Here is a 23079-nt window from a genome sequence, read left to right on the forward strand (position 1 = left end):
TCGTTTTTAGAATGGTAGTGAAAATAAGAATTGTAAAAAAACTCTTGTCATTATTTTAAAACTATGTAAATATAGGTGTCAAGACAGTTGGAAAGTGTAAAGTGGGAGGCAACAATTATGCCAAGTGCAGATGTCTTGATTATTGGAAGTGGCGTTGCGGCGCTTCGTGTTGCGAAAGAGCTTTGTCACGAAAAGAATGTGATAATTATCACAAAAAAAACAGGACGTAATAATAATACACATTTAGCTCAAGGAGGAATTGCAGCAGCAGTTGCTACATATGACGATCCGAGTGGGCATTTTGAAGATACATTAGTGGCAGGTTGCCATTATAACAACGAAGAAGCAGTTCGTTATTTAGTTGAAGAGGGACCGAAAGAAATAAGTAAGCTTATTACGAATGGAATGAAATTTGATGGGGATGAAAAAGGGATCCACCTTGGTAAAGAAGGGGCGCATCGAAAACGGCGCATTTTACATGCCGGAGGAGATGCAACTGGTAAAAATCTGTTAGAGCATTTAATACAAGAAGTAGTTCCGAACGTTACTGTCGTTGAGCATGAAATGGTGCTCGATTTTATTATAGAAAATAATAAATGCATAGGAGCTTTAACGCGAAATAGTGAAGGGAAGCTGAAACGTTACTATGCTGATAATACGGTGTTAGCATCAGGAGGAATAGGTGGTTTGTACGCCTTTACATCGAATGATGAGACAATTACAGGCGATGGACTTGCGATGATATATCGAGCTGGGGGGGAACTTGTTGATTTAGAATTTGTACAATTTCATCCGACGATGTTATACGTGGACGGGCGATGTTGTGGTCTCGTTTCTGAAGCAGTCCGTGGTGAAGGAGCTGTCCTTATAAATGGAAAAGGACAGCATTTTATGATGGATATACATCCCGGGAAAGATCTCGCACCGCGTGATGTAGTGGCAAGGGCAATTCATGAACAACTTCTTGCAGGTGAAAAAGTGTACTTAAACATCGAAACCATTCAAAACTTTGAACAACGTTTTCCGACCGTCTCATCATTATGTAAAAAGAATGGTATTGATTTAAAAGAAAATTCTATTCCGGTCGTACCGGGCGCTCATTTTCATATGGGCGGCGTGAAGACGAATTGTGACGGAGAGACGTCCATTTCAAACTTATATGCGGTCGGTGAAGTGGCTTGTAATGGAGTTCATGGTGCGAATAGATTGGCGAGTAATTCATTATTAGAAGGTCTTGTGTTTGGAAGACGAATAGGAAAACACATTTTAGCTAAGCCAGCAGAGGAAAGAAAAAATGTGCCGGAAGAGAGAGGGAAAAGTTTTATAGCTCTTAATGATTTACCGTTGAAAGAAGAAATACAAGAATGCATGATGAAATATGTTGGGATTGTGCGAACTGAGAAAAATTTATCATATGCTCAGAGATGGTTTAGTAGGTACGGTGTGCGAAATATGATCTTACAATATGATGCACTTACAAATGAAGAGATAACGCTTATTAATATGTTAACAGTTTGTGAGCTTATAACAGTATCAGCTTTGCAAAGAGAAGACAGTATTGGTGGTCATTATCGCATTGATTATCCAGAAAGAAATAGTGTGAAAAAAGAGATTATCCGAGTGAGAAGAAAACTACAACTTGTTTAATAAGGGGAAGAGGGGTTTTATGAATACGTTAAAAGTTAAGGAAGCATTAAATCGATTTTTTCTAGAAGATATAGGAGAAAGAGATGTAACATCTCAGCTTATCTTTCCCGATAATGCACTTGCGAAAGGAACGTTTCTTGTAAAGGATACAGGGGTATTTGCAGGGTGCTTAGTAATTGAAGAAGGATTTAAATTAATTGATCAGAGAATTGAAGTTGAACTTCATAAAAAAGATGGGGATCTTGTAGAAAAAGGCGAAATAATTGCAACCGTGCAAGGCCCAATCGCATCATTATTAACGGCAGAGCGCGTTATATTAAACGTTATTCAGCGTATGAGCGGGATAGCGACGATGACGCGTAAGGCGGTTTTTGCTTTAGATAGCAGTCATACACGCATTTGTGATACGAGAAAAACGATGCCAGGACTACGTATGTTTGATAAATATGCTGTAGTATGCGGGAGCGGATTTAACCACAGATTCGGTTTATATGATGGTGTCATGATTAAAGACAATCATATTGCTTTTGCTGGCTCGATTACAAAAGCTGTTACATCGGTGAAAGAAAGATTGGGACATATGGTGAAAGTAGAAGTCGAAACAGAGACAGAGGCGCAAGTGAGAGAAGCGATAGAGGCCGGCGCAGATGTTATTATGTTCGATAATCGTACGCCAGAAGAGATTCGTGAGTTTTCAAAAATTGTACCAAGTGTCATCGTTACGGAGGCTTCAGGTGGTATTACAATTGAAGATTTATCAAAATACGGAAAAACAGGGGTAGATTATATTTCACTTGGAGCGTTAACACATTCAGTGAAAGCACTTGATATTAGTTTTAATATTGAGGCCTAATGAGAGTGGTTTAGAGGGGGAGAATCATAAATGGGTATTTTAGAGAAAGTTCAGCCAATCGAAGTAATGTTACCAGAGCGTTATCAAACGATGTCTACATTAGAGATGGAAGAGCGTGTCCGTGAAATTAAAGAAAAAATGGGGGCATTACTATTTATTCCAGGACATCATTATCAAAAAGATGAAGTGGTGCAATTTTCAGATGCAGCAGGGGACTCACTTCAACTCGCGCAAGTTGCAGCGAATAATAAAGAGGCAAAATATATTGTGTTTTGTGGTGTGCACTTTATGGCAGAAACGGCAGATATGTTAACGACAGATGATCAAATTGTCATCTTACCAGATATGCGTGCCGGCTGTTCTATGGCAGATATGGCAGATATTGAACAAACAGAAAGAGCGTGGAAAGAGCTCGCGAAATTATTTGGGGATACGATGATTCCATTAACGTATGTAAATTCAACAGCTGCGATCAAAGCGTTTTGTGGTCGTAATGGAGGGGCAACAGTAACCTCTTCTAATGCAAAACAAATGGTGTCTTGGGCGTTTACACAAAAAGAGCGTCTCGTCTTTTTACCAGACCAACATTTAGGAAGAAATACAGCGTATGATTTAGGTATTCCGTTAGAAAAAATGGCAGTGTGGAACCCGCATACAGATTCATTAGAGTACGATGGAGATATAGAAGAAATTCAAGTGATTTTATGGAAAGGCCATTGTTCTGTTCATCAAAACTTCACTGTGAAAAATATTGAAAATGTGCGAAAAAATCATCCGGATATGAATATTATTGTTCACCCTGAATGTTGTTATGAAGTAGTTGCTGCTTCTGATTATGCAGGATCAACGAAATATATTATTGATATGATTGAAGCAGCTCCGGCGGGAAGTAAGTGGGCGATTGGTACAGAGATGAATTTAGTGAACCGAATTATTCAGCAACATCCAGATAAAGAAATTATTTCGCTAAATCCGTTTATGTGTCCTTGCTTAACGATGAACCGAATTGACTTACCTCACCTGTTATGGGCACTTGAGAACATAGAAAGAGGAGAACAAATTAACGTTATTCGCGTAGAGAAACAAGTAACAGAAGAGGCAGTTCTTGCATTAAATCGTATGTTAGAGCGCGTTTAAAGCAGCGGGATTTCCGTTGCTTTTTTTCGTACATATAATCATAACAAGGATGAAATAGGCATACATTGTGTTGAGGAAATCATTGCGGTTTTTCTATGCTTATTCCACTTCGAATCATATTGAAAATAGAAGAAGTGATAAAAGTAAAAGAAGTTAATGTTGTTTAGAAAGTGTTACTTCAAAGTGTTTTTACTTATAGATAAGTTATACAGGAGGGGGAAAATTTGAAAATTCATATCGTGCAAAAAGGGGAGACCCTTTGGAAAATTGCAAAAAAGTACGGAGTGGATTTTGAAACGCTAAAAAAAACAAATACACAGCTTAGCAATCCAGACCTAATTATGCCAGGGATGAAAATTAAAGTGCCATCGCATAGCGTTCATGTGAAACAACAAACTGGATCGGGTTCAGCGCCCCCGAAACAATATGTAAAAGAGGTGCAGCAAAAAGAGTTTGCATCAACACCAACGCCACTTGGAATAGAAGATGAAGATGAGATCACGTATCAATCAACACCTATTACACAACAACCAGCTATGCAACAAACGCAAAAAGAAATGCAGATAAAACCGCAAAAAGAAATACAGGTGAAGCCGCAAAAGGAAGTGCAAGTGAAGCCGCAAAAGGAAGTGCAAGTGAAGCCACAAAAGGAAGTGCAAGTGAAGCCACAAAAAGAAGTGCAAAAAGAAATTCCGATTCAAAAAGAGAAGCCAGTTGAAAAGCCGCCTGTCATTCAAAAACCACCTGTTGTAGAGAAAGTAGAAAAACTAAAACCTACTACGAAAGAAAACACTAAATTTTCTATCAATGTGTTACCACAGCCACCGCAACCACCAATTAAAGCGAAAAAAGAATATAAAATTTCAGATGTAATAAAAAAGGGAAGCGAGTTAATTGCTCCTCAAATTAATAAAATGAAACCTAACAATGTCATTTCTCCGCAAACGAAAAAAGACAATATAGGAAACATAGTGTCACCGCAAGTGAAGAAAGAGAATGTAGGGAATATAGTGTCGCCGCAAGTGAAAAAAGAAAATATAGGGAATATAGTGTCGCCGCAAGTGAAGAAAGAGAATGTAGGGAATATAGTGTCGCCGCAAGTGAAAAAAGAAAATGTAGGGAATATAGTGTCGCCGCAAGTGAAGAAAGAGAATGTAGGGAATATAGTGTCGCCGCAAGTGAAGAAAGAGAATGTAGGAAGCATAGTCTCGCCACAAGTGAAGAAAGAAAATATAGGAAGCATAGTCTCACCAAACGTATCAAAAGAAAGTGTTATTATCCCGCAAGTAATACCGCCTAATATTCAAGTGCCGAATATAATGCCAATAATGGATAACAATCAAATGCCAAATATAATGCCAATAATGGATAACAATCAAATGTCGAACATGATGCCGATAATGGATAACAATCAAATGCCAAACATGATGCCGATAATGGATAACAATCAAATGCCAAACATGATGCCGATAATGGATAACAACCAAATGCCAAACATGATGCCGATAATGGATAACAATCAAATGCCAAACATGATGCCAGTAATGGATAACAATCAAATGCCGAACATGATGCCGATAATGGATAACAATCAAATGCCAAACATGATGCCGATAATGGATAACAACCAAATGCCAAATATGATGCCGATAATGGATAACAACCAAATGCCAAATATGATGCCGATAATGGATAACAATCAAATGCCAAACATGATGCCGATAATGGATAACAACCAAATGCCAAATATGATGCCAATAATGGATAACAATCAAATGCCAAACATGATGCCAGTAATGGATAACAATCAAATGCCGAACATGATGCCGATGATGGATAACAATCAAATGCCGAACATGATGCCGATAATGGATAACAATCAAATGCCAAACATGATGCCGATAATGGATAACAATCAAATGCCAAACATGATGCCATATCAACAGCCAATGATGCCGCCATATCCGCAGTATCAGCAACAAAATCCATACAATCAAATGCCGTATCAACAAATGGCGCCGCAATATACTTCTATGCCAAATCCAAATATGATGCCAATGGATAATAATATGCCGCCACTCGTGCAAGGTGAAGAAGATTGTGGATGCGGAGGAGAAAGTAGGTTATATAGTCCACAACCGGGTGGACCACAATATGCTAATCCTTTATATTATCAACCAACTCAGCCAGCATATGCACCACAGCCAGGAACGATGTATTATCAGCCGGACCCACCAAACGTATTTGGAGAACCAGTTTCAGAAGAAGAGGACGAAGAGGAAGTTTAAAAAAAGGTGGGGTTATTCCCACCTTTTTTGTATTCGTGATAGTTAGGAATATGGTGAATTTACATTAAGTGTTAGAAAATTCCTAGTGAAATATTAACAGTGTAAAAAACCTCTCTGTTACTCATCATAAGGGGGAGCTTTTCGAAAGAGAAGTTCATTCTAACAGAGGGGGTTTTTGTATTGAATACGAAAGTAAAAGTTATTGCTGCTTCTTTGTTAGTTACCAGTGCATTAGCTGCATGTGGTACACCAAAAGATAATAATGCGATGGATGGACGTAACTATAATTACGAGCGTACATCTTATAATGATACACACCAGTATCGTGATAATGTAGCGCGTAACGATCGTTCTACAGATTATGTAACATATAGAAACGGTCGTAACGATACAGGATATAATAATTATTACCGTGATGTAAATTACAATGGGCAAATTGCTAATCCACATCCAACTCGTAATATTACAATGAACAATTCATACATTAACAATGATGGTAAAACTGCGGAGAAAATTACGAATCGTGTGAAACGTATGAATAACGTAGACCGAGTTTCTACAGTTGTATATGGAAACGATGTAGCGATTGCGGTAAAACCACGTAATACAGCGACGAATGAAACAGCGATGGCGAACGAAATTCGTCAAGCTGTTGTGAATGAAGTTGGAAATAGAAACGTATATGTTTCTGTAAGAAATGACATGTTTACTCGTGTCGATGCAATGAGTACGCGTTTACGTAACGGCACAGCTACAAACGATTTTAATCGTGACATAACAAATATGTTCCGAGACATTCGTTACGGCCTGACTGGTACTATGCGATAACAAATTAAAGAGGAAGGGCTAGCCCTTCCTCTTTATTCATCGTCGTCTTGTAAACGACGTTTTTTTATAAAATAACTAACGGAGTAAGACGCTAAAAAGCATATGAAGAGAATACCACCTGTTAAAATAGCTTCAAATAGAGGTCTTTCTGGACTGAAAATGATATAAATAATAGCCATGATAATTCCTACAATAAGAGAGCGTAAAATAATTTTGTAATAAGGAGTTAACTTTATTTCCTTTTCGCTTTCTTCTACATCGATAGAAACGCTTAACTGTAAATAACTAAGTACAATACTTGTAAGAATAAATAATAACCACAATGGAGATTTCGTAATTTGATCCATTCCTTCTGTGAATCCGATATAGCCTAAAATTCCGATTATACCAATTGATTGAAAAAGAAAGGCAATACGTATGTTTTTTAACGTTTGAAGTATGAGGCGTTCATCTTTAATTTTTTTCAAGGCATTCATCCCCTGTTTATATTTATAGTATTAATTGTAATATATATATTGCATTAATCAATTTATAATTTACATAAATTTCAATTGGTTGAAAGAGGAAGAAAAATATATTTAGAAATATATTGCGCTTCTACCTTGTTAATGTTATATTAGCAAAGCGATGAGCTAATTTACGTAAGTCGAGAGATATGCTTAAGTGCTAAACACGCGAATGTGGTCGCCTGGTCTTTCGCCGTAAACGCATCAGACGCCTGCTTTGCAGGCGTCTTTCATTTTATATAAAAGTAAATGATACATGCAGATGAGGATTAACCCTTATCTGCATTTTTTATTTTCCTTAGAAATTTAATGATATTGTTTATATGGATAAAACCCCCATTTCCGGAAAAGCTACAAATGAAAGTATGATTTTGCCTAGAAGAGGTGAACGGAAATGAAATGGATGCTAATTGCAGTGCAAGCTTTCGTTGTGATGTTTTGCTTAGCTTATGGATCCGATGTGAGGGCAGAAATAACAGAAAAAGTACCTGAAGTTACAATTTTATTAGAGCGTATGTATGTTGATGGAGAAGTAAGCGAGGAAATACTGACAGAAAAAGTAGCAGATTTAGAAAAGTTTTTGCAGCAATATAAAGAATGGCAACTTGTTGATCGTGATGATGTGCAAATCGTATTACAAAGGAAAGTTGATGATATTTCTCCTTTACTGAAAACGAGCGGTTATTTTGGTGTTTCAGAGGAAGGGATATTGCAAATTTTTAAAGGGGTACCGAAAAGTGATAACGCGATCCATTCCTTCTTTCAAATTGATATGAAAAAGCTTGAGAGCTATGAGCGAGCAAAACTAAAGCGTGGTATTCGTATTAAGTCAAAAGAAGGATTCGTGAAGACAATCGAAAAAATGAAGCAATACGCAGTGCAAAATAAGAAAAAAAGCAGCTCAGGGTGAGCTGCTTTTTCTTATTTATTCTTAGCTGAAATCTCTTTTGCGATTTCATCAATTAGCATATCTTTTCCGATTGGATTGAATGCTTTCGTATTGAAGACTTCATTCGATACTTCGTATACGTGATTGTTTTTTACTGCTTTATTATCTTTCCAAACCGCACTGTTTTTATAGTCTTCGTACACTTTATCAGCTTCTCCGCCGAAGTTTACAATAAACATTTGATCAGGCTGGAATGCAACAAGGCCTTCAAGTGATACTTGTGCCATCGTTTGTTTTAAATCTGTGCCTTTTGTTGCTGGAAGTTTTAAGTCGTTAAAGATGATGTCACCATATCCGAAGCTACCGTATACACGGAAGTTTTGTGGTGTTACTGCAACGAACATAAAGTTCTCATCTTTTGTTTTCTCTTTAATTTTTTTAGATAAAGAGTCTGCTTTTTTATCGTAGTCTGCAATCCATTTGTCGGCTTTCTTTTCTTCGCCAAATAGTTTACCTACTTCTTTAAACTTACCGCGCCAGTCTTCTAGATTTGTTTCTAGAACAACTGTCGGTGCCACTTTTTCTAGTTGATCATAAATTTTCAATTGACGATTGTTTAAAATAATTAAGTCTGGTTTTAAAGCTGTAACAGCCTCTAGGTCAACTTTAGGTGCCCAGTACCAGCCGACTGCCTTTACACCGTCTAGCTTGTCCGTTAAGTGATTTTGGATTTTATCTTTATATGTGTTTGCTGTGCCAACAGGTTTATGTCCAAGGATTAATAATTCCTCTGTTGATCCAGATAAATCAACAATTCTCTTTGGATTAGCTGGAATTGTTGCTTCCCCTTTAGCATGTTTTACAACTTTTGTTTTCGGTTGTTCTTTTGCTTTTGCTTCTTCTTTTTGAGAAGAACAGCCAACGATAGAAAGAACAACTAGCATAATAGTAAATAAAATAAATAGCTTTTGTTTCATCCTGATGTAACCCCTTTAATTAATATTGATAATCATTATCGACTTCTGTATATTAATGTTCTTTTTGTATTTATGTCAATAGAAAAAAACGGAAATTGTAAACGGGGAACATTTGTTGGGGCAGTCTCGCTTTTCTATTGTTAAATATGTTAAAATGGAATACATGATTTGAGAGGGAGAGATCGTATTTTGTTTGAATATGTTACAGGTTACGTGGAGTATGTAGGACCGGAATATGTCGTAATTGACCATAATGGAATTGGTTATCAAATTTTCACACCAAATCCGTATGTATTTCAAAGAAGTAAGCAAGAAATCCGTGTCTATACATATCATTATGTGAGAGAAGATATTATGGCACTTTACGGGTTTAAAACACGTGAAGAGCGTTTATTATTTACAAAATTGTTAGGTGTATCGGGGATTGGACCAAAAGGTGCTCTTGCAATTTTAGCTTCTGGTCAAACCGGACAGGTCGTTCAAGCGATTGAACATGAAGATGAGAAGTTCTTAGTGAAGTTCCCAGGCGTCGGAAAGAAAACAGCGCGCCAAATGATTTTAGATTTAAAAGGAAAACTAGCAGATGTTGTACCAGATGCGTTTGTTGATTTGTTCTCAGATACTGAAAGTTTTGATACGAAGAAAGGTTCATCAGTTGAACTTGATGAAGCACTGGAAGCACTGCGTGCACTTGGCTATGCAGAACGAGAAGTCTCTCGCGTTGTACCAGAGTTATTAAAAGAATCACTAACGACGGATCAATATATTAAAAAGGCACTTAGTCTTTTACTAAATGGTAAGAGGTGAGTATAATGGACGAACGTCTCCTTTCAGGGGAATCTGGATACGAAGATGCGGATTTAGAGTATTCATTAAGGCCACAGACGCTCCGTCAGTATATTGGCCAAGATAAAGCGAAACATAATTTAGAAGTGTTTATTGAAGCGGCGAAAATGCGTGAAGAAACGTTAGATCACGTACTTTTATATGGCCCACCTGGACTTGGTAAAACGACGCTTGCGAATATTATTGCCAATGAAATGGGTGTTAACATTCGAACGACGTCAGGTCCTGCAATTGAAAGACCAGGAGATTTAGCGGCTGTATTAACAGCACTTCAGCCTGGGGATGTATTATTTATTGATGAAATTCATCGTTTGCATAGATCTATTGAAGAAGTGCTATACCCAGCGATGGAAGACTTTTGCCTTGATATCGTTATTGGGAAAGGACCGTCAGCTCGCTCTGTACGTCTAGATTTACCTCCATTTACGCTAGTTGGGGCAACGACGCGTGCAGGTGCATTATCAGCACCACTTCGTGACCGTTTTGGTGTACTTTCACGATTAGAGTATTATACAGTAGATCAGCTTTCTGCGATTGTAGAACGTACAGCAGAAGTGTTTGAAGTTGAAATAGATTCGTTAGCAGCATTAGAAATTGCAAGACGTGCCCGTGGTACACCTCGTATTGCGAATCGTCTATTACGACGTGTACGTGACTTCGCACAAGTTCGCAGTGACGGAACGATTGCGATGGAAATTACACAAATGGCGTTAGAACTATTACAAGTAGATAAATTAGGACTTGATCATATCGACCATAAATTACTGCTTGGTATTATTGAAAAGTTCCGCGGTGGTCCAGTTGGATTAGAAACTGTTTCAGCAACGATTGGGGAAGAATCGCATACGATTGAAGATGTGTATGAACCGTATTTATTACAAATTGGCTTTTTACAAAGAACGCCAAGAGGCCGGATCGTAACACCGCTCGCATATGAGCATTTCGGAATGGAGATGCCAAAAGTATGACGGAGATGCCAAAGCTGCTTATTACAGCTGGTATTTTGCTCATTGTTGTTGGATTAGCTTGGAAGTTCATAGGAAGGCTTCCAGGCGATATTTTTGTGAAAAAAGGTAACGTTACCTTTTATTTTCCTATCATTACATGTATTGTGTTAAGTATTGCATTATCTTTCATTATGTATATAATAAATCGATTCAAATAAGAAATAGGTGGATACAGTTATGGATATTAATCTGTTTGATTTTCATTTACCAGAAGAACTCATTGCACAAATTCCGCTTGAAGAGCGTGAAACATCAAGATTGATGGTGTTAGACCGTGAAACAGGAGATATTGAGCATAAACATTTTACAGACATTCTTTCTTACTTACAAGAGGGGGATTGCTTAGTTTTAAATGAAACGAAAGTGATGCCAGCTCGCTTGCACGGTGTGAAAGAAGATACAGGTGCACACATTGAAGTGCTTCTTTTGAAACAAGAGGAAGGCGATAAGTGGGAAACGCTTATAAAGCCAGCGAAGCGTGTAAAAGAAGGAACTGTCATCTCTTTTGGTGAAGGAAAGTTAAAAGCAACTTGCATTGGAACAGCAGATCAAGGTGGGCGTCAACTTGAGTTTTCATATGACGGCATCTTTTATGAAATTTTAGACGAGCTTGGAGAAATGCCACTTCCTCCATATATTAAAGAGACGCTAGAAGATCGCGATCGTTATCAAACGGTATATGCGAAGGAAATCGGTTCAGCAGCAGCACCGACGGCTGGCCTTCACTTTACAGAAGAGTTACTCGAGAAATTGAAGCAAAAAGGCGTCGGGTTAGCATTCATTACACTCCATGTAGGACTTGGAACATTTAGACCAGTTTCTGCAGATACTATTGAAGAGCATCATATGCACGCAGAGTATTACCATATGTCTGAAGAGACTGCGGCGTTATTAAACCGCGTGAAAGAGAATGGCGGCCGTATTATTACAGTAGGTACGACATCAACTCGTACGTTAGAAACGATTGCAACAGATCATAGTGGTAAGCTTTGCGCAGCTTCTGGCTGGACAGATATTTTTATGTACCCAGGATATGAATTTAAAGCAATTGATGGTTTAATTACAAACTTCCATTTGCCGAAATCAACATTAATTATGCTTGTAAGTGCATTTTCAAATAGAGATAATGTACTTCATGCTTATAATGAAGCAGTAAAAGAAAAATATCGTTTCTTTAGTTTCGGTGATGCGATGTTCGTTGCATCTCACGCTAAAATGAGAAACAAATAAAAGGAGTAAATTATGACAGCAATTCGTTATGAATTTATTAAAACTTGTAAACAAACGGGTGCACGTTTAGGTCGAGTGCACACGCCACACGGCTCATTTGATACACCGACATTTATGCCAGTTGGTACACTTGCAACAGTTAAAACAATGTCACCAGAAGAATTAAAAGCAATGGATTCTGGCATTATTTTAAGCAATACGTATCATTTATGGCTACGTCCAGGCCACGAAATTGTTCGTGAAGCAGGTGGCTTGCATAAGTTTATGAACTGGGATCGTGCAATCTTAACGGATTCAGGTGGATTCCAAGTATTTAGCTTAAGTGATTTCCGACGCATTGAAGAGGAAGGTGTTCATTTCCGCAATCACTTAAATGGCGATAAATTATTCTTATCTCCAGAAAAAGCGATGGAAATCCAAAATGCATTAGGTTCAGATATCATGATGGCATTTGATGAGTGTCCACCGTTCCCTGCTACTTTTGAATACATGAAAAAGTCTGTAGAGCGTACAAGCCGCTGGGCAGAGCGTTGCCTAAAGGCGCATGAACGTCCACAAGATCAAGGTTTATTCGGTATTGTGCAGGGCGGGGAGTTTGAAGAACTTCGTCGTCAAAGTGCGAAAGATCTTGTTTCAATGGACTTCCCTGGCTATGCTATAGGCGGTCTATCTGTTGGTGAACCGAAGGATATTATGAATCGTGTTCTTGAGTTTACAACACCACTTCTTCCTGATGATAAACCACGTTACTTAATGGGTGTAGGTTCTCCTGACTCGTTAATTGATGGTGCGATTCGCGGTGTTGATATGTTTGACTGTGTACTTCCGACTCGTATCGCTCGAAATGGTACATGTATGACAAGTGAAGGCCGCTTAGTTGTGAAAAACGCGAAATTCGCTAGAGACTTCGGGCCGCTTGATCCGAACTGTGATTGCTACACATGTAAAAACTATTCTCGTGCATACATTCGTCACTTAATGAAATGTGATGAAACGTTCGGAATTCGTTTAACGTCTTATCACAACCTTCATTTTCTGTTAAACTTAATGGAGCAGGTGAGACAAGCTATTCGTGAAGACCGTCTTGGCGATTTCCGCGAAGAGTTCTTTGAACAGTATGGCTTTAATAAACCGAATGCTAAAAACTTCTAATACATAATTTAAAAGGAGGAACACAAGATGAATGCAGGTATGATGAATATCGTTATGATTGTTGCGATGTTTGCGATTTTCTATTTCTTATTAATTCGCCCGCAACAAAAGCGTCAAAAAGCAGTTGCTCAAATGCAAAATGAAATCAAAAAAGGTGATGCTATCGTAACAATCGGTGGTTTACACGCTACAATCGAATCAGTGGATGAAACAAAAATTGTTGTTAAATCTGGTGGTGCACACTTAACTTTCGATCGCAATGCGATTCGTGAAGTTGTGAAAAACTAATGATGAAGGCCCTGCATGAAATGTGCAGGGCCTTTTTTTAACTATTTTGTTTTGACATATTTACACCGAAAATACCTCCGAGTGTACTCGCACCCATTAATGCTAATTGGTAGAGTAACTGTGAGTTCGATAAAGTTTGAGAGAAGCCTAAATAGTTAACGAGAAAGACGAGAATAGCGAATGTAAGGCCTGTTGTGAAACCTACTAGCCATCCTTTTCCTTGTGCCTTTTTACCAGCAATAAATCCAGACATAAGCATAGATAGAAGGGCTATTATAAAAATAATAATTACTAATGTCCCTTCATTAATATTCGTAAATTTTAATAAAAGAGCCATGATCATACTTGTAATAGATGCGAGGATTAATAAGGTAATAATACCGAAGCCGATTGCGCTCGATAATTTTTTCGTTCCATCCATTATGCATTCCCCCTTTTTAATACAAGCATATTTTCATTTTGTTTAAGTTAGACTAGTTTCTTTTTTGTAGGGGAGCCTATAAGTAAAAAAAGGGGATGTAGAAATGGAATGGGTATCAATAATCGGACGAACAATGCTTTTGTATATAATCATTTTAATTATTTTTCGTCTTATGGGTAAACGTGAAATTGGAGAATTAAGTGTATTAGATTTAGTTGTATTCATTATGCTCGGTGAAATGGCTGTAGTGGCAATCGAAAATACAGATAAATCACTTTGGCATCAATTAGTTCCAATGACTTTTCTTATGTGTATACAAATCATTTTGTCGGTCATTTCTTTAAAGTTTCAGCGTTTTCGGCATTTAATAGAAGGGGAGCCTGCGATTCTTGTGAATGCAGGTAAAATTGATGAAAAAAAGATGCGGAAGCAGCGATATAACATAGATGATTTATTGATGCAGCTACGTGAGCAAGGAATCGGAGATGTGCGTGATGTAGAATACGCTATTTTAGAACCATCTGGAAAGTTATCTGTCTTTCAAAAACAAAAAAGTAAAAAGAGCAAAAATGATACACCAATTTTTACACTCCCACTAATTATTGATGGAGAAATTCAATACAATCATTTGCAAATGATCGAACATACAGATGGGTGGCTCGTTGAGAAACTGAATAACTTAGGTTATAAAGATGTGAAACGGATTTTATATTGTAGTTTTCAAAATGGACAGTTTTTCGTTGATTTGAAAGAAAATTAGAGGCTTACCATTTTGAATGGCAAGCCTGCTTACTTCAAAAATGAAAGTTTCCGAATGATAGGGAGACGACTTAATTCTTCTTTTCGAATGAGTTTGAAAACGAAGAGGAGAACGATATAAACGATTGTTGTTAAAGTGATTTCCCATAATGTTTGTATGCCAAGTGAATGAGAAAAAACGATATACTTATGAAGATAAAAACCGAAGGTACCAGCAAGCCCGATAGCAATTCCGCCGAAAATATAGTCTTTTGCATAAATGGTAAATGCAATTTTCTTTAAAACAGTGGCGTAGTGAAGGAATGTTACGGTTACTATATTTGCTGCGATGGCGAGGGCAACCCCCATCATTTGGAACTCTGGGCGTGAAGCGAGTACAAAGATAACGATTAATTTTACGATAGCGCCAATAAATGTGTTCATCATAGCAGCGCGTGCTAAGTTTAAAGCTTGCAACACAGATGTAAGGGGGCTTTGAAAATAATGAAATAAAAAGCAAGGTGCAAGAAGCTGGATGAAAGCGGCCGCGTTGTCTGATCCGTACATGAGAGTTAAAACTGGAGAAGCAAATACATATAATATAACGACTGACCATCCGCCGGTTATTAAGGAAATTCGAAGTGCTTGTTGTAATCGGTGTTCTACTAATTTGTGTTGTCTCTTTGCCATTGCCTCGCTAATTGATGGGACGAGTGCTGTAGAAAGAGCATATGTAATAAAGGCTGGCAGTGATAGAAGTGGGAACGCATATCCGTTTAATATACCGTATTGCTGAGTTGCGACAGAAGCAGCAACGCCGGCGATCGCTAAGCTTTGCATAACGACGATAGGTTCAAAGAAATAAGAAACGGAACCAATTAAACGGCTTCCTGTAGTTGGTAAAGCAATGTCCATAAGGGAATAAAACGTATTTTTGCTCTCCTTTACAGTAGTGAAAAATCCAGAGCGTATAGATAAATGTTTTTCGCGTTGGAATAAAGTAAGTAAAAATAATAAAGATGCAACTTCACCTAGAACAGCTGATAGCATAGCACCGGCTGCAGCATATTCTACGCCGTAAGGTAAAAATAACCGAATGCATACAGCAATAATTGTAATGCGGACAACTTGTTCTATGACTTGAGCGTAAGCGCTCGGCTTCATGTTTTGTTTCCCTTGGAAATAACCACGTAAAACGGAAGAAACTGCAATAACAGGGACGACAGGTAAAATAGCCATTAATGGATAGTAAGTTCTTTCATCTGTTAATAATGTTTTTGCTAAAATAGGTGTGAGTAGCATAATCCCAATTGTTAAAATGATACTAATAATGGATGTAACGGCTAGCGAGACAGTTAATATTTTTTTAACCCTTTGCTTATCGTTCACTGCTTCCGCTTCTGCTACAAATTTTGCGATTGCAACAGGAAGGCCAATTTGTGTTAATGTAATTGCTAAAATGAAGGTGGGGACAGCCATCATATAAAGGCCAACGCCTTCTTCGCCTAAAATGCGTGCCATTACAATGCGGTTAATAAATCCAAGGATTTTTGTAATAAAGCCAGCTATCATTAAAATAAATGCACCTTTTAAAAAGCTTTGTCTCGTCATACTCTTCTCCTACCTTCTCAAAATCAATGGAATGATTTACAATAATTTATATGCACGTATGAGACAAGAATGACAAGCATTTAAGAGAGTGAAGTATGAATGGTACTCTTGAAAGAAGTTATTACTGTCCATTAGAGCGGGATTAAAAGCGACTTTTCGTGCTGAAATAAGAAGGAGATGTTATATATGTTGGATAATGAGGCTTTGGTAGAATCATACCGCGGACAGTTACAAGTCGTTTTAGAAAGTAAAGTAGAAGAGTTTCACATGTTTGGTTATGACCGAGTGACAGATAATGATATTTGGAAGTTTCTCAAGGTGAAAAAGTGGAAAAAGATAGACAGTGATGTTAGGTTGTATGCATTAGTAAATGATGTATTAAGAGTAAGTACTAATGAATATATGAATTATTTAACTGTTGAAGCATATCAAGCGCCACTTTGGTCGTTTGATGAATATGAAAATAAATAACCGACTGTAATTGGTTTGTTCTTCCTTTTGCAGTATAATGATAGGTATTGATAAAGAGGAATTAATTATGTCTAAGATTATATATAAAGGAGGTAGTGAAGAGGAAAAATAAATAATGAATAGTGTAGGTATTGTGAAAAGCTTACCGACACAGCTAGTGATGAACTAGCGGAAATACATGTATTTTATAGAAAGTAAGTCTACTAACTAGGCGTATGCACACGTGCGAAAATGAATCGTAAGAGATTTATTGAAAGTGTTAGTAGCAGAAAGAGGGTACATATGGCAAAGCGTGGTACAAGAATTGCCGCCTTTTTCCTCATCGTTTTATTAATTGGTGGAGTAATTGGTGCGGCAGGAAAAGACATAGCAAAAGGAATTAGTCTAGGACTAGACCTTCGCGGTGGTTTTGAAATTCTGTATGAAGTAAAACCAGCCAAAAAAGGTGATAAAATCGATCGTGATGCACTTGTAAGTACAGTAGGTGCTCTTGAAAATCGTGTCAATGTTCTTGGTGTAAGTGAGCCGAACATTCAAATCGAAGGGGAAGATCGAATTCGTGTACAGCTTGCTGGTGTACAAGATCAGCAAAAAGCACGTGAAATGTTATCAACACAAGCGAAACTAACATTCCGTGATGTGGATGATAACCTGCTTATGGACGGAACGGATTTAAAAGGCGGCGGAGCGAAGCAAACATTTGATGAGCAAGGCCGTGCGAGCGTAGGTCTTACACTAAAAAGCGCTGAAAAATTCCGTGAAGTAACTGAAAAGATTTCAAAAATGCCACCACCAACGAATTTAATGGTAATTTGGCTTGATTTTGAAGAAGGAAAAGATTCATATAAAGCAGAATCTGCAAAAACGAATAATCAGAAGTTTTTATCAGCAGCAACAGTAAGCCAAGTATTTAACCAAGCTGAAGTATCTATCGTAGGTGGAAACTTTACAGTTGAAAGTGCGAAAGAACTTTCATCTTTATTAAATGCAGGTGCACTTCCTGTTGATTTAAAAGAAATGTATTCAACATCTGTTGGAGCGAAATTTGGTCAACAAGCATTAGAGCAAACGATTTTCGCTAGTGCGATTGGTATTGCTATTATCTTCTTATTCATGCTTGTATTCTACCGTTTACCAGGACTTGTAGCGGTTATTATGTTAGGTTTATACATTTTCGTTACATTACTTGTCTTTAACTGGATGCATGCAGTTCTTACGTTACCGGGTATTGCGGCATTAGTGCTCGGGGTTGGTATCGCAGTTGATGCGAATATCATTACGTACGAGAGATTGAAGGAAGAGCTTAAAATTGGTAAGTCGATGATGTCAGCATTCCGTGCTGGTAACCATCGTTCATTATCGACAATTTTAGATGCGAACATTACAACAATTGCAGCAGCTGGTGTATTATTCGCTTACGGTAATAGCTCTGTAAAAGGATTCGCAACAAGTTTAATCGTAAGTATTTTAGTTGGTTTCATTACGAATGTATTCGGTACTCGTTTCTTACTAGGTTTACTTGTAAAGAGCCGTTACTTTGATAAGAAACTATCTTACTTTGGTGTTAAGGAAAAGGATATTATTCCATTAACAAAAGGTGCAGTACATCCACCGACGAGATTTGATCGTATTAATTTCGTAAATATCGGTCATAAATTTTTCTTATTCTCAATTGTAGTTGTAATTGCTGGGGCAATTATATTACCGATTTTCAAAATGAATCTTGGTATTGACTTTGCAAGTGGTACACGTATTGACTTGCAATCAAAACAAGCAACTACTGTTTCTAATATTCATAAAGATTTGAAAGAATTGAACATCGATGTGAAGGAAGAAGATATTGTACCGACCGGAGATGACAATAAAGGTTTCGCTGTTCGTACGTTAGGCGTTTTATCGAAAGATGAAATTGCGAAAACAAAAACATTCTTTAACGATAAATACGGTACAGAGCCAAACGTAAGTACAGTTTCGCCGACAATCGGTAAAGAGATTGCACGAAATGCATTCATCGCGGTTCTGATAGCTTCATTGGTTATCATCTTATACGTAAGTATTCGTTTCCGCTTCACATATGCATTATCTGCGGTAATCGCATTATTACATGATGCATTCGTTATGATTGTTATGTTTAGTCTTTTCCAGATAGAGGTAGACTTAACGTTTATCGCTGCGATATTAACGATTATTGGTTACTCTATCAATGACTCAATCGTTACGTTTGATAGAAACCGTGAGTTATACAAACAGAAAAAACGAGTTCGCGACATAAAAGACCTAGAAGAAATCGTAAACTCAAGTATTCGTCAAACAATTGGTCGTTCAATTAATACAGTGTTAACAGTGTTATTCCCAGTAATCGCACTACTTATTTTTGGTAGTGAATCACTGCGTAACTTCTCACTTGCATTATTAATTGGATTAGTTGTAGGTACGTACTCTTCTATTTTCGTGGCTTCTCAAATTTGGTTAATGCTTGAAAACCGTCGTTTGAAAAGGGGAAAAACCAAGAAGAAGGTTGAGAAAGAAGAACCTGAACCGCAAGTATAAAAAAGATGATGTCTCATTATGAGGCATCTCTTTTTTCGTTTGTGGATACAATAAGATAGCAACTTTTGAAAGAATGAAATGGAATAAAGTGGTGATGTTATCGCTGATTTTGTTAAAATAAAGTGAAACTTTAATAAGTGGGGGTTTTGTTCATCCCCACTTATTATTAGCCCTCACCAATCGGGCTTTTACGGGCAGTTGATCTCCCACCTAACTTCCTTGTATTTGCCGGATTTTGAGGTGGGGGGCTTACTGCCCACAAATAGCGGGATAAAAAGATAGGTTAAGAAAAGAAGGGATTTCAATTATGGAAAAAGATGAACGTTTTAAACAGGCCGAGTTTGGTGCTATTGTCGGAATCGTTGGTAATATTATATTAGCGATTGTAAAAGCGGTAATTGGTTATATTGGAAACAGTAAGGCACTTTTAGCGGATGCGGTGCATTCTGGATCAGATGTAATTGGCTCGTTAGCTGTACTTTTTGGATTACGAGCGGCAAAGCAACCGCCTGATGAAGATCATCCGTATGGTCATGGTAAAGCGGAATCGATTTCAGCGATTATTGTTGCGGTATTATTATTTATTGTTGGAATAGAGATAGCGATTTCGTCTATAAAAGCTTTTTCACAAGATTTAGAACCACCAAAAGGAATTACGATTTTTGCAGTTATTCTTTCGATTGTAGTGAAAGAAGGGATGTTTCAGTATAAATATCGATTAGGGAAGAGGATAAATAGTGATGCAATTATTGCAAATGCATATGAGCACCGTTCGGATGTGTTTTCTTCAATTGCAGCTTTAATCGGCATTTGTGCAGCTATTATCGGTGGTAAGTTAGGTATAGATTGGCTTGTATATGCCGATCCAATTGCAGGATTATTTGTCTCAATTCTCGTTGCTAAGATGGCGTGGAGTATTGGAGCAGAAGCTATTCATGCAACGCTCGATCATGTTCTGCATGAAGAAGATGTTGTTCCGCTTAGGGAGGCGGTTTTTCAAGTGGAAGGTGTGAAAAAAATAGGCTCTTTATATGCAAGAGAACATGGCCACTATGTTATTGTTGATATTAAAGTATCTGTAGATCCATATATCACTGTAGAAGAAGGTCACCGCATCGGAAAACATGTAAAAGAAAAACTTATGAAACAAGATAACGTACAAAACGTTTTTGTACATATTAATCCGTATTCTCCAAATTAAACATAACAGATATTTAATTATATAGATATCGAATCGTAGTTTGCATTATATTGTCACCCCTTAATCTGTCTTGTATAATGGATAGGTTAAGGGGTGATTTCGTGTTACAACCGAAGACGCGTTGGAAAGAAAAAGAATATAATGAGGAACTAGTGAGTGAATTAGCAAATAAATTGCAACTATCACCTCTTGTGACTTCATTATTTCTTGGCAGAGGCTTAAATACAGAAGATAAGATTGTAGACTTTTTAAATACAGCAGATCAAGAATTTCATGATCCATTTTTACTTGAAGGAATGGATCGGACTGTAGAACGTGTGAAAAAAGCTATTGAAAATGGAGAACAAATATTAATATTTGGCGATTACGATGCGGACGGAGTAAGTAGTACGACTGTGTTATATCTTGCTCTCAAAGAATTAGGTGCAGAAGTAGAGTTTTATATTCCAAATCGTTTTACTGAAGGCTATGGGCCAAATGAAGAAGCGTTTCGTTGGGCGCACAGTGCAGGGTTCTCACTAATTATTACTGTCGATACTGGTATCGCAGCGGTACATGAAGCGAAGGTAGCGAAGGAACTTGGAATAGATCTTATTATTACAGATCATCATGAGCCACCACCAGAATTACCAGAGGCACTTGCGATTATTCATCCGAAATTAGAAGGCGGTGTTTATCCGTTTCATTATTTAGCGGGTGTTGGTGTTGCATTTAAAGTTGCACATGCACTTTTGGGTCGTGTACCAGAGCATTTGTTGGAAATTGCAGTAATCGGTACGGTAGCCGATTTAGTATCGCTTCACGGTGAAAATAGATTGTTAGTACAGCGTGGACTGAAGCATATGCGAATGACTCGGAATATCGGTTTAAAGGCGTTATTTAAAGTTGCTAACGTTTCGCAAAGCGAAATTACAGAAGAAAGCATCGGGTTCGCACTCGCACCTCGTATTAATGCAGTTGGTCGTTTGGAAGATGCAACACCTGCTGTACACCTTTTATTATCAGAAGATCCAGAGGAAGCGAAAGAGCTAGCTGAAGAAATTGATGAGCTGAACAAACTTCGAAAAGATATTGTAAAGCAAATTACTGAAGAAGCTATCGCTGAAGTCGAAAATAATTTCCCGCCAGAAGAAAATAAAGTATTAGTCCTTGCAAAAGAAGGTTGGAATCCAGGGGTAATTGGAATTGTCGCTTCTAAGTTAGTTGAACGTTTTTATCGTCCAACGATTGTATTAAGCATTGATCCTCATAAAGAAACAGCAAAGGGATCGGCTCGTAGTATTGCAGGATTTGATTTGTTTGCAAACCTTTCAGATTGCCGTGAATTGTTACCGCATTTCGGAGGTCATCCGATGGCAGCGGGAATGACGCTTAATATGAATGATGTGGATGAATTAAGACGCAGGTTAAATGAGCAAGCAGATGTAATTTTAACAGCAGAAGATTTTATTCCGATTACAGCAGTGGATGCATTTTGTAAAGTAGAGGATGTAACGCTTGCCGCGATTGAGGATATGCAAAAGTTAGCGCCATTTGGCGTAGGAAATCCGAAACCGCGTATTGCGGTGAAAGATGCCGAATTAGAAAGTATCCGTGCAATTGGATCTGATGGTTCGCATTTAAAAATGGCTCTTCGTGATGGACAAGCAACACTGGACACGATTGGATTTGGATTTGGTACTTATGCGAAAGAAATCTCTCCAGTTGCGAAGGTTTCTGTAGTAGGAGAAGTGTCCATTAATGAATGGAATAACTTTAAAAAGCCGCAATTAATGGTGCAAGATATTGCTGTAGAGGCATGGCAATTATTTGACTGGCGTAGTATGCGTAATGTAGAAGCAAATTTAGCAGAACTTCCGAAAGAAAAAATAACAATGGTGTATTTTTCTGAAGAGGTATTGAATAAATTTTCTTTAGAAGGCTATAAAGAACAGCTCGTGCATGCATCAGAGGTAGCTCATTTTGATGATCAATACATTGTGCTACTTGATTTGCCGAAAGGAACAGATGAATTAGGTGATGTATTTAAGGCTGGATTCCCAGCTCGAATTTACACGCTATTTTATCAAGAGAATAATCATTTATTTAGTACGGTCCCAACGAGGGAACATTTTAAATGGTACTATTCTTTCTTAAGCCAAAAAACACCATTTTCTTTAAGGCAATATGGGGAACAACTGTGTCGTCATAAAGGTTGGTCAAAAGATACAGTAAATTTCATGACACAGGTGTTTTTTGAGTTAGAATTTGTTACAATAAAAGACGGTGTCATTTTTATGGCAGACAAAAAACAAAAGCGTGATTTAATTGAATCGAACACATATCGTGAGAAAATGAACCACTTACAATTAGAGAAAGAATTGGTTTATAGCACATATCAGCAACTATATACATGGTTTGAAACGATTCGTGATCATAAATAAGTAGAACAGTTAGGGT

The 23079-nt window shown here is 37.6% G+C and carries 20 protein-coding genes and 1 pseudogene; 17 read left to right on the forward strand and 4 right to left on the reverse strand.

Going from position 1 to position 23079, the window contains the following annotated elements; all coding sequences use genetic code 11:
* Positions 1 to 117 precede the first annotated feature (117 nt).
* The 5 genes and pseudogenes from nadB (at position 118) to NSS74_RS02255 (ending at position 6753) form a co-directional block, all read left to right on the forward strand.
* Complete coding sequence (gene nadB, locus NSS74_RS02235) at positions 118 to 1647, forward strand: L-aspartate oxidase (RefSeq protein WP_340813173.1); 1530 nt, start codon at positions 118 to 120, stop codon at positions 1645 to 1647.
* 19 nt (positions 1648 to 1666) lie between these two features.
* Positions 1667 to 2500, forward strand: a complete 834-nt coding sequence (gene nadC / locus NSS74_RS02240) for a carboxylating nicotinate-nucleotide diphosphorylase (RefSeq protein WP_002143242.1) — start codon at positions 1667 to 1669, stop codon at positions 2498 to 2500.
* A gap of 30 nt (positions 2501 to 2530) precedes the next feature.
* On the forward strand, positions 2531 to 3637 hold the full coding sequence (gene nadA / locus NSS74_RS02245; protein ID WP_002088797.1) for a quinolinate synthase NadA: 1107 nt from the start codon (positions 2531 to 2533) through the stop codon (positions 3635 to 3637).
* Positions 3638 to 3861: 224 nt separating this feature from the next.
* Positions 3862 to 4018, forward strand: a pseudogene (safA, locus tag NSS74_RS27915) (SafA/ExsA family spore coat assembly protein); the annotation flags it as partial.
* A 2087-nt stretch (positions 4019 to 6105) separates the two neighbouring features.
* The gene (locus NSS74_RS02255; RefSeq protein WP_002034140.1) at positions 6106 to 6753 is read left to right on the forward strand and encodes a YhcN/YlaJ family sporulation lipoprotein; all 648 of its coding nucleotides are present in this window, start codon (positions 6106 to 6108) and stop codon (positions 6751 to 6753) included.
* A 32-nt stretch (positions 6754 to 6785) separates the two neighbouring features.
* On the opposite strand, the gene NSS74_RS02260 is transcribed toward NSS74_RS02255, so the two are convergent.
* The gene (locus NSS74_RS02260) at positions 6786 to 7220 is read right to left on the reverse strand and encodes a hypothetical protein (RefSeq protein ID WP_002138455.1); all 435 of its coding nucleotides are present in this window, start codon (positions 7218 to 7220) and stop codon (positions 6786 to 6788) included.
* 433 nt (positions 7221 to 7653) lie between these two features.
* Here NSS74_RS02260 and NSS74_RS02265 point away from each other — a divergent pair, with 433 nt between their 5' ends.
* Positions 7654 to 8169: a BofC C-terminal domain-containing protein gene (locus NSS74_RS02265; protein WP_002067204.1), complete on the forward strand. Its 516-nt coding sequence runs from the start codon at positions 7654 to 7656 to the stop codon at positions 8167 to 8169.
* Between the two features lie 11 nt (positions 8170 to 8180).
* On the opposite strand, the gene NSS74_RS02270 is transcribed toward NSS74_RS02265, so the two are convergent.
* On the reverse strand, positions 8181 to 9125 hold the full coding sequence (locus NSS74_RS02270; RefSeq protein ID WP_159147108.1) for an iron-hydroxamate ABC transporter substrate-binding protein: 945 nt from the start codon (positions 9123 to 9125) through the stop codon (positions 8181 to 8183).
* Between the two features lie 189 nt (positions 9126 to 9314).
* Here NSS74_RS02270 and ruvA point away from each other — a divergent pair, with 189 nt between their 5' ends.
* From ruvA to yajC, 6 genes are read left to right on the forward strand one after another with little or no spacing between them, the layout of a single operon-like run.
* Positions 9315 to 9932, forward strand: coding sequence for a Holliday junction DNA helicase RuvA (ruvA, locus tag NSS74_RS02275; protein ID WP_002088786.1), 618 nt, complete (start codon positions 9315 to 9317; stop codon positions 9930 to 9932).
* Between the two features lie 5 nt (positions 9933 to 9937).
* The gene (ruvB, locus tag NSS74_RS02280; protein WP_000344470.1) at positions 9938 to 10939 is read left to right on the forward strand and encodes a Holliday junction branch migration DNA helicase RuvB; all 1002 of its coding nucleotides are present in this window, start codon (positions 9938 to 9940) and stop codon (positions 10937 to 10939) included.
* A complete protein-coding gene (locus NSS74_RS02285; protein ID WP_000138161.1) occupies positions 10936 to 11136 on the forward strand; it encodes a DUF2905 domain-containing protein in 201 nt (66 codons plus the stop codon). The genes ruvB and NSS74_RS02285 overlap by 4 nt, the downstream gene beginning before the upstream one ends.
* Before the next feature lie 19 nt (positions 11137 to 11155).
* Positions 11156 to 12208 (forward strand): tRNA preQ1(34) S-adenosylmethionine ribosyltransferase-isomerase QueA, encoded by a 1053-nt coding sequence (gene queA, locus NSS74_RS02290; protein WP_002088783.1) that lies wholly within the window; start codon positions 11156 to 11158, stop codon positions 12206 to 12208.
* A 12-nt stretch (positions 12209 to 12220) separates the two neighbouring features.
* Positions 12221 to 13360, forward strand: a complete 1140-nt coding sequence (gene tgt / locus NSS74_RS02295) for a tRNA guanosine(34) transglycosylase Tgt (protein ID WP_000125368.1) — start codon at positions 12221 to 12223, stop codon at positions 13358 to 13360.
* Between the two features lie 27 nt (positions 13361 to 13387).
* Entirely contained in the window at positions 13388 to 13648 is a 261-nt protein-coding gene (yajC, locus tag NSS74_RS02300; protein WP_002015317.1) for a preprotein translocase subunit YajC, read from the forward strand.
* Between the two features lie 37 nt (positions 13649 to 13685).
* Here the strand turns inward: yajC and NSS74_RS02305 are convergent, their stop codons facing one another.
* Positions 13686 to 14069, reverse strand: a complete 384-nt coding sequence (locus tag NSS74_RS02305; protein ID WP_002015315.1) for a TIGR04086 family membrane protein — start codon at positions 14067 to 14069, stop codon at positions 13686 to 13688.
* Positions 14070 to 14172: 103 nt separating this feature from the next.
* On the opposite strand from NSS74_RS02305, the gene NSS74_RS02310 reads away from it, so the two are divergent.
* Entirely contained in the window at positions 14173 to 14829 is a 657-nt protein-coding gene (locus NSS74_RS02310) for a DUF421 domain-containing protein (RefSeq protein ID WP_002143230.1), read from the forward strand.
* Positions 14830 to 14858: 29 nt separating this feature from the next.
* On the opposite strand, the gene spoVB is transcribed toward NSS74_RS02310, so the two are convergent.
* A complete protein-coding gene (gene spoVB / locus NSS74_RS02315) occupies positions 14859 to 16418 on the reverse strand; it encodes a stage V sporulation protein B (protein ID WP_340813179.1) in 1560 nt (519 codons plus the stop codon).
* Positions 16419 to 16604: 186 nt separating this feature from the next.
* Between spoVB and NSS74_RS02320 the strand changes: the two genes are divergently transcribed.
* The 4 genes from NSS74_RS02320 to recJ all read left to right on the forward strand — a co-directional run bounded on the left by NSS74_RS02320 (position 16605) and on the right by recJ (position 23063).
* The gene (locus NSS74_RS02320; RefSeq protein ID WP_002143227.1) at positions 16605 to 16889 is read left to right on the forward strand and encodes a post-transcriptional regulator; all 285 of its coding nucleotides are present in this window, start codon (positions 16605 to 16607) and stop codon (positions 16887 to 16889) included.
* Positions 16890 to 17171: 282 nt separating this feature from the next.
* A complete protein-coding gene (gene secDF, locus NSS74_RS02325; RefSeq protein WP_002143226.1) occupies positions 17172 to 19439 on the forward strand; it encodes a protein translocase subunit SecDF in 2268 nt (755 codons plus the stop codon).
* Positions 19440 to 19746: 307 nt separating this feature from the next.
* The gene (locus NSS74_RS02330; protein WP_002015308.1) at positions 19747 to 20640 is read left to right on the forward strand and encodes a cation diffusion facilitator family transporter; all 894 of its coding nucleotides are present in this window, start codon (positions 19747 to 19749) and stop codon (positions 20638 to 20640) included.
* A gap of 101 nt (positions 20641 to 20741) precedes the next feature.
* Positions 20742 to 23063 carry a single-stranded-DNA-specific exonuclease RecJ gene (gene recJ / locus NSS74_RS02335; protein WP_002143225.1) on the forward strand — a complete coding sequence of 774 codons (2322 nt, stop codon included), beginning with the start codon at positions 20742 to 20744 and terminating at the stop codon, positions 23061 to 23063.
* Positions 23064 to 23079: the final 16 nt, after the last annotated feature.

Source organism: Bacillus sp. FSL E2-8868 (assembly GCF_038005505.1).
Lineage (GTDB): Bacteria > Bacillota > Bacilli > Bacillales > Bacillaceae_G > Bacillus_A > Bacillus_A mycoides.

Excerpts from the sequence above, each read along its gene's own strand:
- nadB (WP_340813173.1), top strand. The coding sequence starts at position 118 with ATGCCAAGTGCAGATGTCTTGATTATTGGAAGTGGCGTTGCGGCGCTT.
- nadC (WP_002143242.1), top strand. The coding sequence starts at position 1,667 with ATGAATACGTTAAAAGTTAAGGAAGCATTAAATCGATTTTTTCTAGAA.
- nadA (WP_002088797.1), top strand. The coding sequence starts at position 2,531 with ATGGGTATTTTAGAGAAAGTTCAGCCAATCGAAGTAATGTTACCAGAG.
- NSS74_RS02265 (WP_002067204.1), top strand. The coding sequence starts at position 7,654 with ATGAAATGGATGCTAATTGCAGTGCAAGCTTTCGTTGTGATGTTTTGC.
- NSS74_RS02270 (WP_159147108.1), bottom strand. The coding sequence starts at position 9,125 with ATGAAACAAAAGCTATTTATTTTATTTACTATTATGCTAGTTGTTCTT.
- ruvB (WP_000344470.1), top strand. The coding sequence starts at position 9,938 with ATGGACGAACGTCTCCTTTCAGGGGAATCTGGATACGAAGATGCGGAT.
- NSS74_RS02285 (WP_000138161.1), top strand. The coding sequence starts at position 10,936 with ATGACGGAGATGCCAAAGCTGCTTATTACAGCTGGTATTTTGCTCATT.
- queA (WP_002088783.1), top strand. The coding sequence starts at position 11,156 with ATGGATATTAATCTGTTTGATTTTCATTTACCAGAAGAACTCATTGCA.
- tgt (WP_000125368.1), top strand. The coding sequence starts at position 12,221 with ATGACAGCAATTCGTTATGAATTTATTAAAACTTGTAAACAAACGGGT.
- yajC (WP_002015317.1), top strand. The coding sequence starts at position 13,388 with ATGAATGCAGGTATGATGAATATCGTTATGATTGTTGCGATGTTTGCG.
- NSS74_RS02305 (WP_002015315.1), bottom strand. The coding sequence starts at position 14,069 with ATGGATGGAACGAAAAAATTATCGAGCGCAATCGGCTTCGGTATTATT.
- NSS74_RS02310 (WP_002143230.1), top strand. The coding sequence starts at position 14,173 with ATGGAATGGGTATCAATAATCGGACGAACAATGCTTTTGTATATAATC.
- spoVB (WP_340813179.1), bottom strand. The coding sequence starts at position 16,418 with ATGACGAGACAAAGCTTTTTAAAAGGTGCATTTATTTTAATGATAGCT.
- NSS74_RS02320 (WP_002143227.1), top strand. The coding sequence starts at position 16,605 with ATGTTGGATAATGAGGCTTTGGTAGAATCATACCGCGGACAGTTACAA.
- secDF (WP_002143226.1), top strand. The coding sequence starts at position 17,172 with ATGGCAAAGCGTGGTACAAGAATTGCCGCCTTTTTCCTCATCGTTTTA.
- NSS74_RS02330 (WP_002015308.1), top strand. The coding sequence starts at position 19,747 with ATGGAAAAAGATGAACGTTTTAAACAGGCCGAGTTTGGTGCTATTGTC.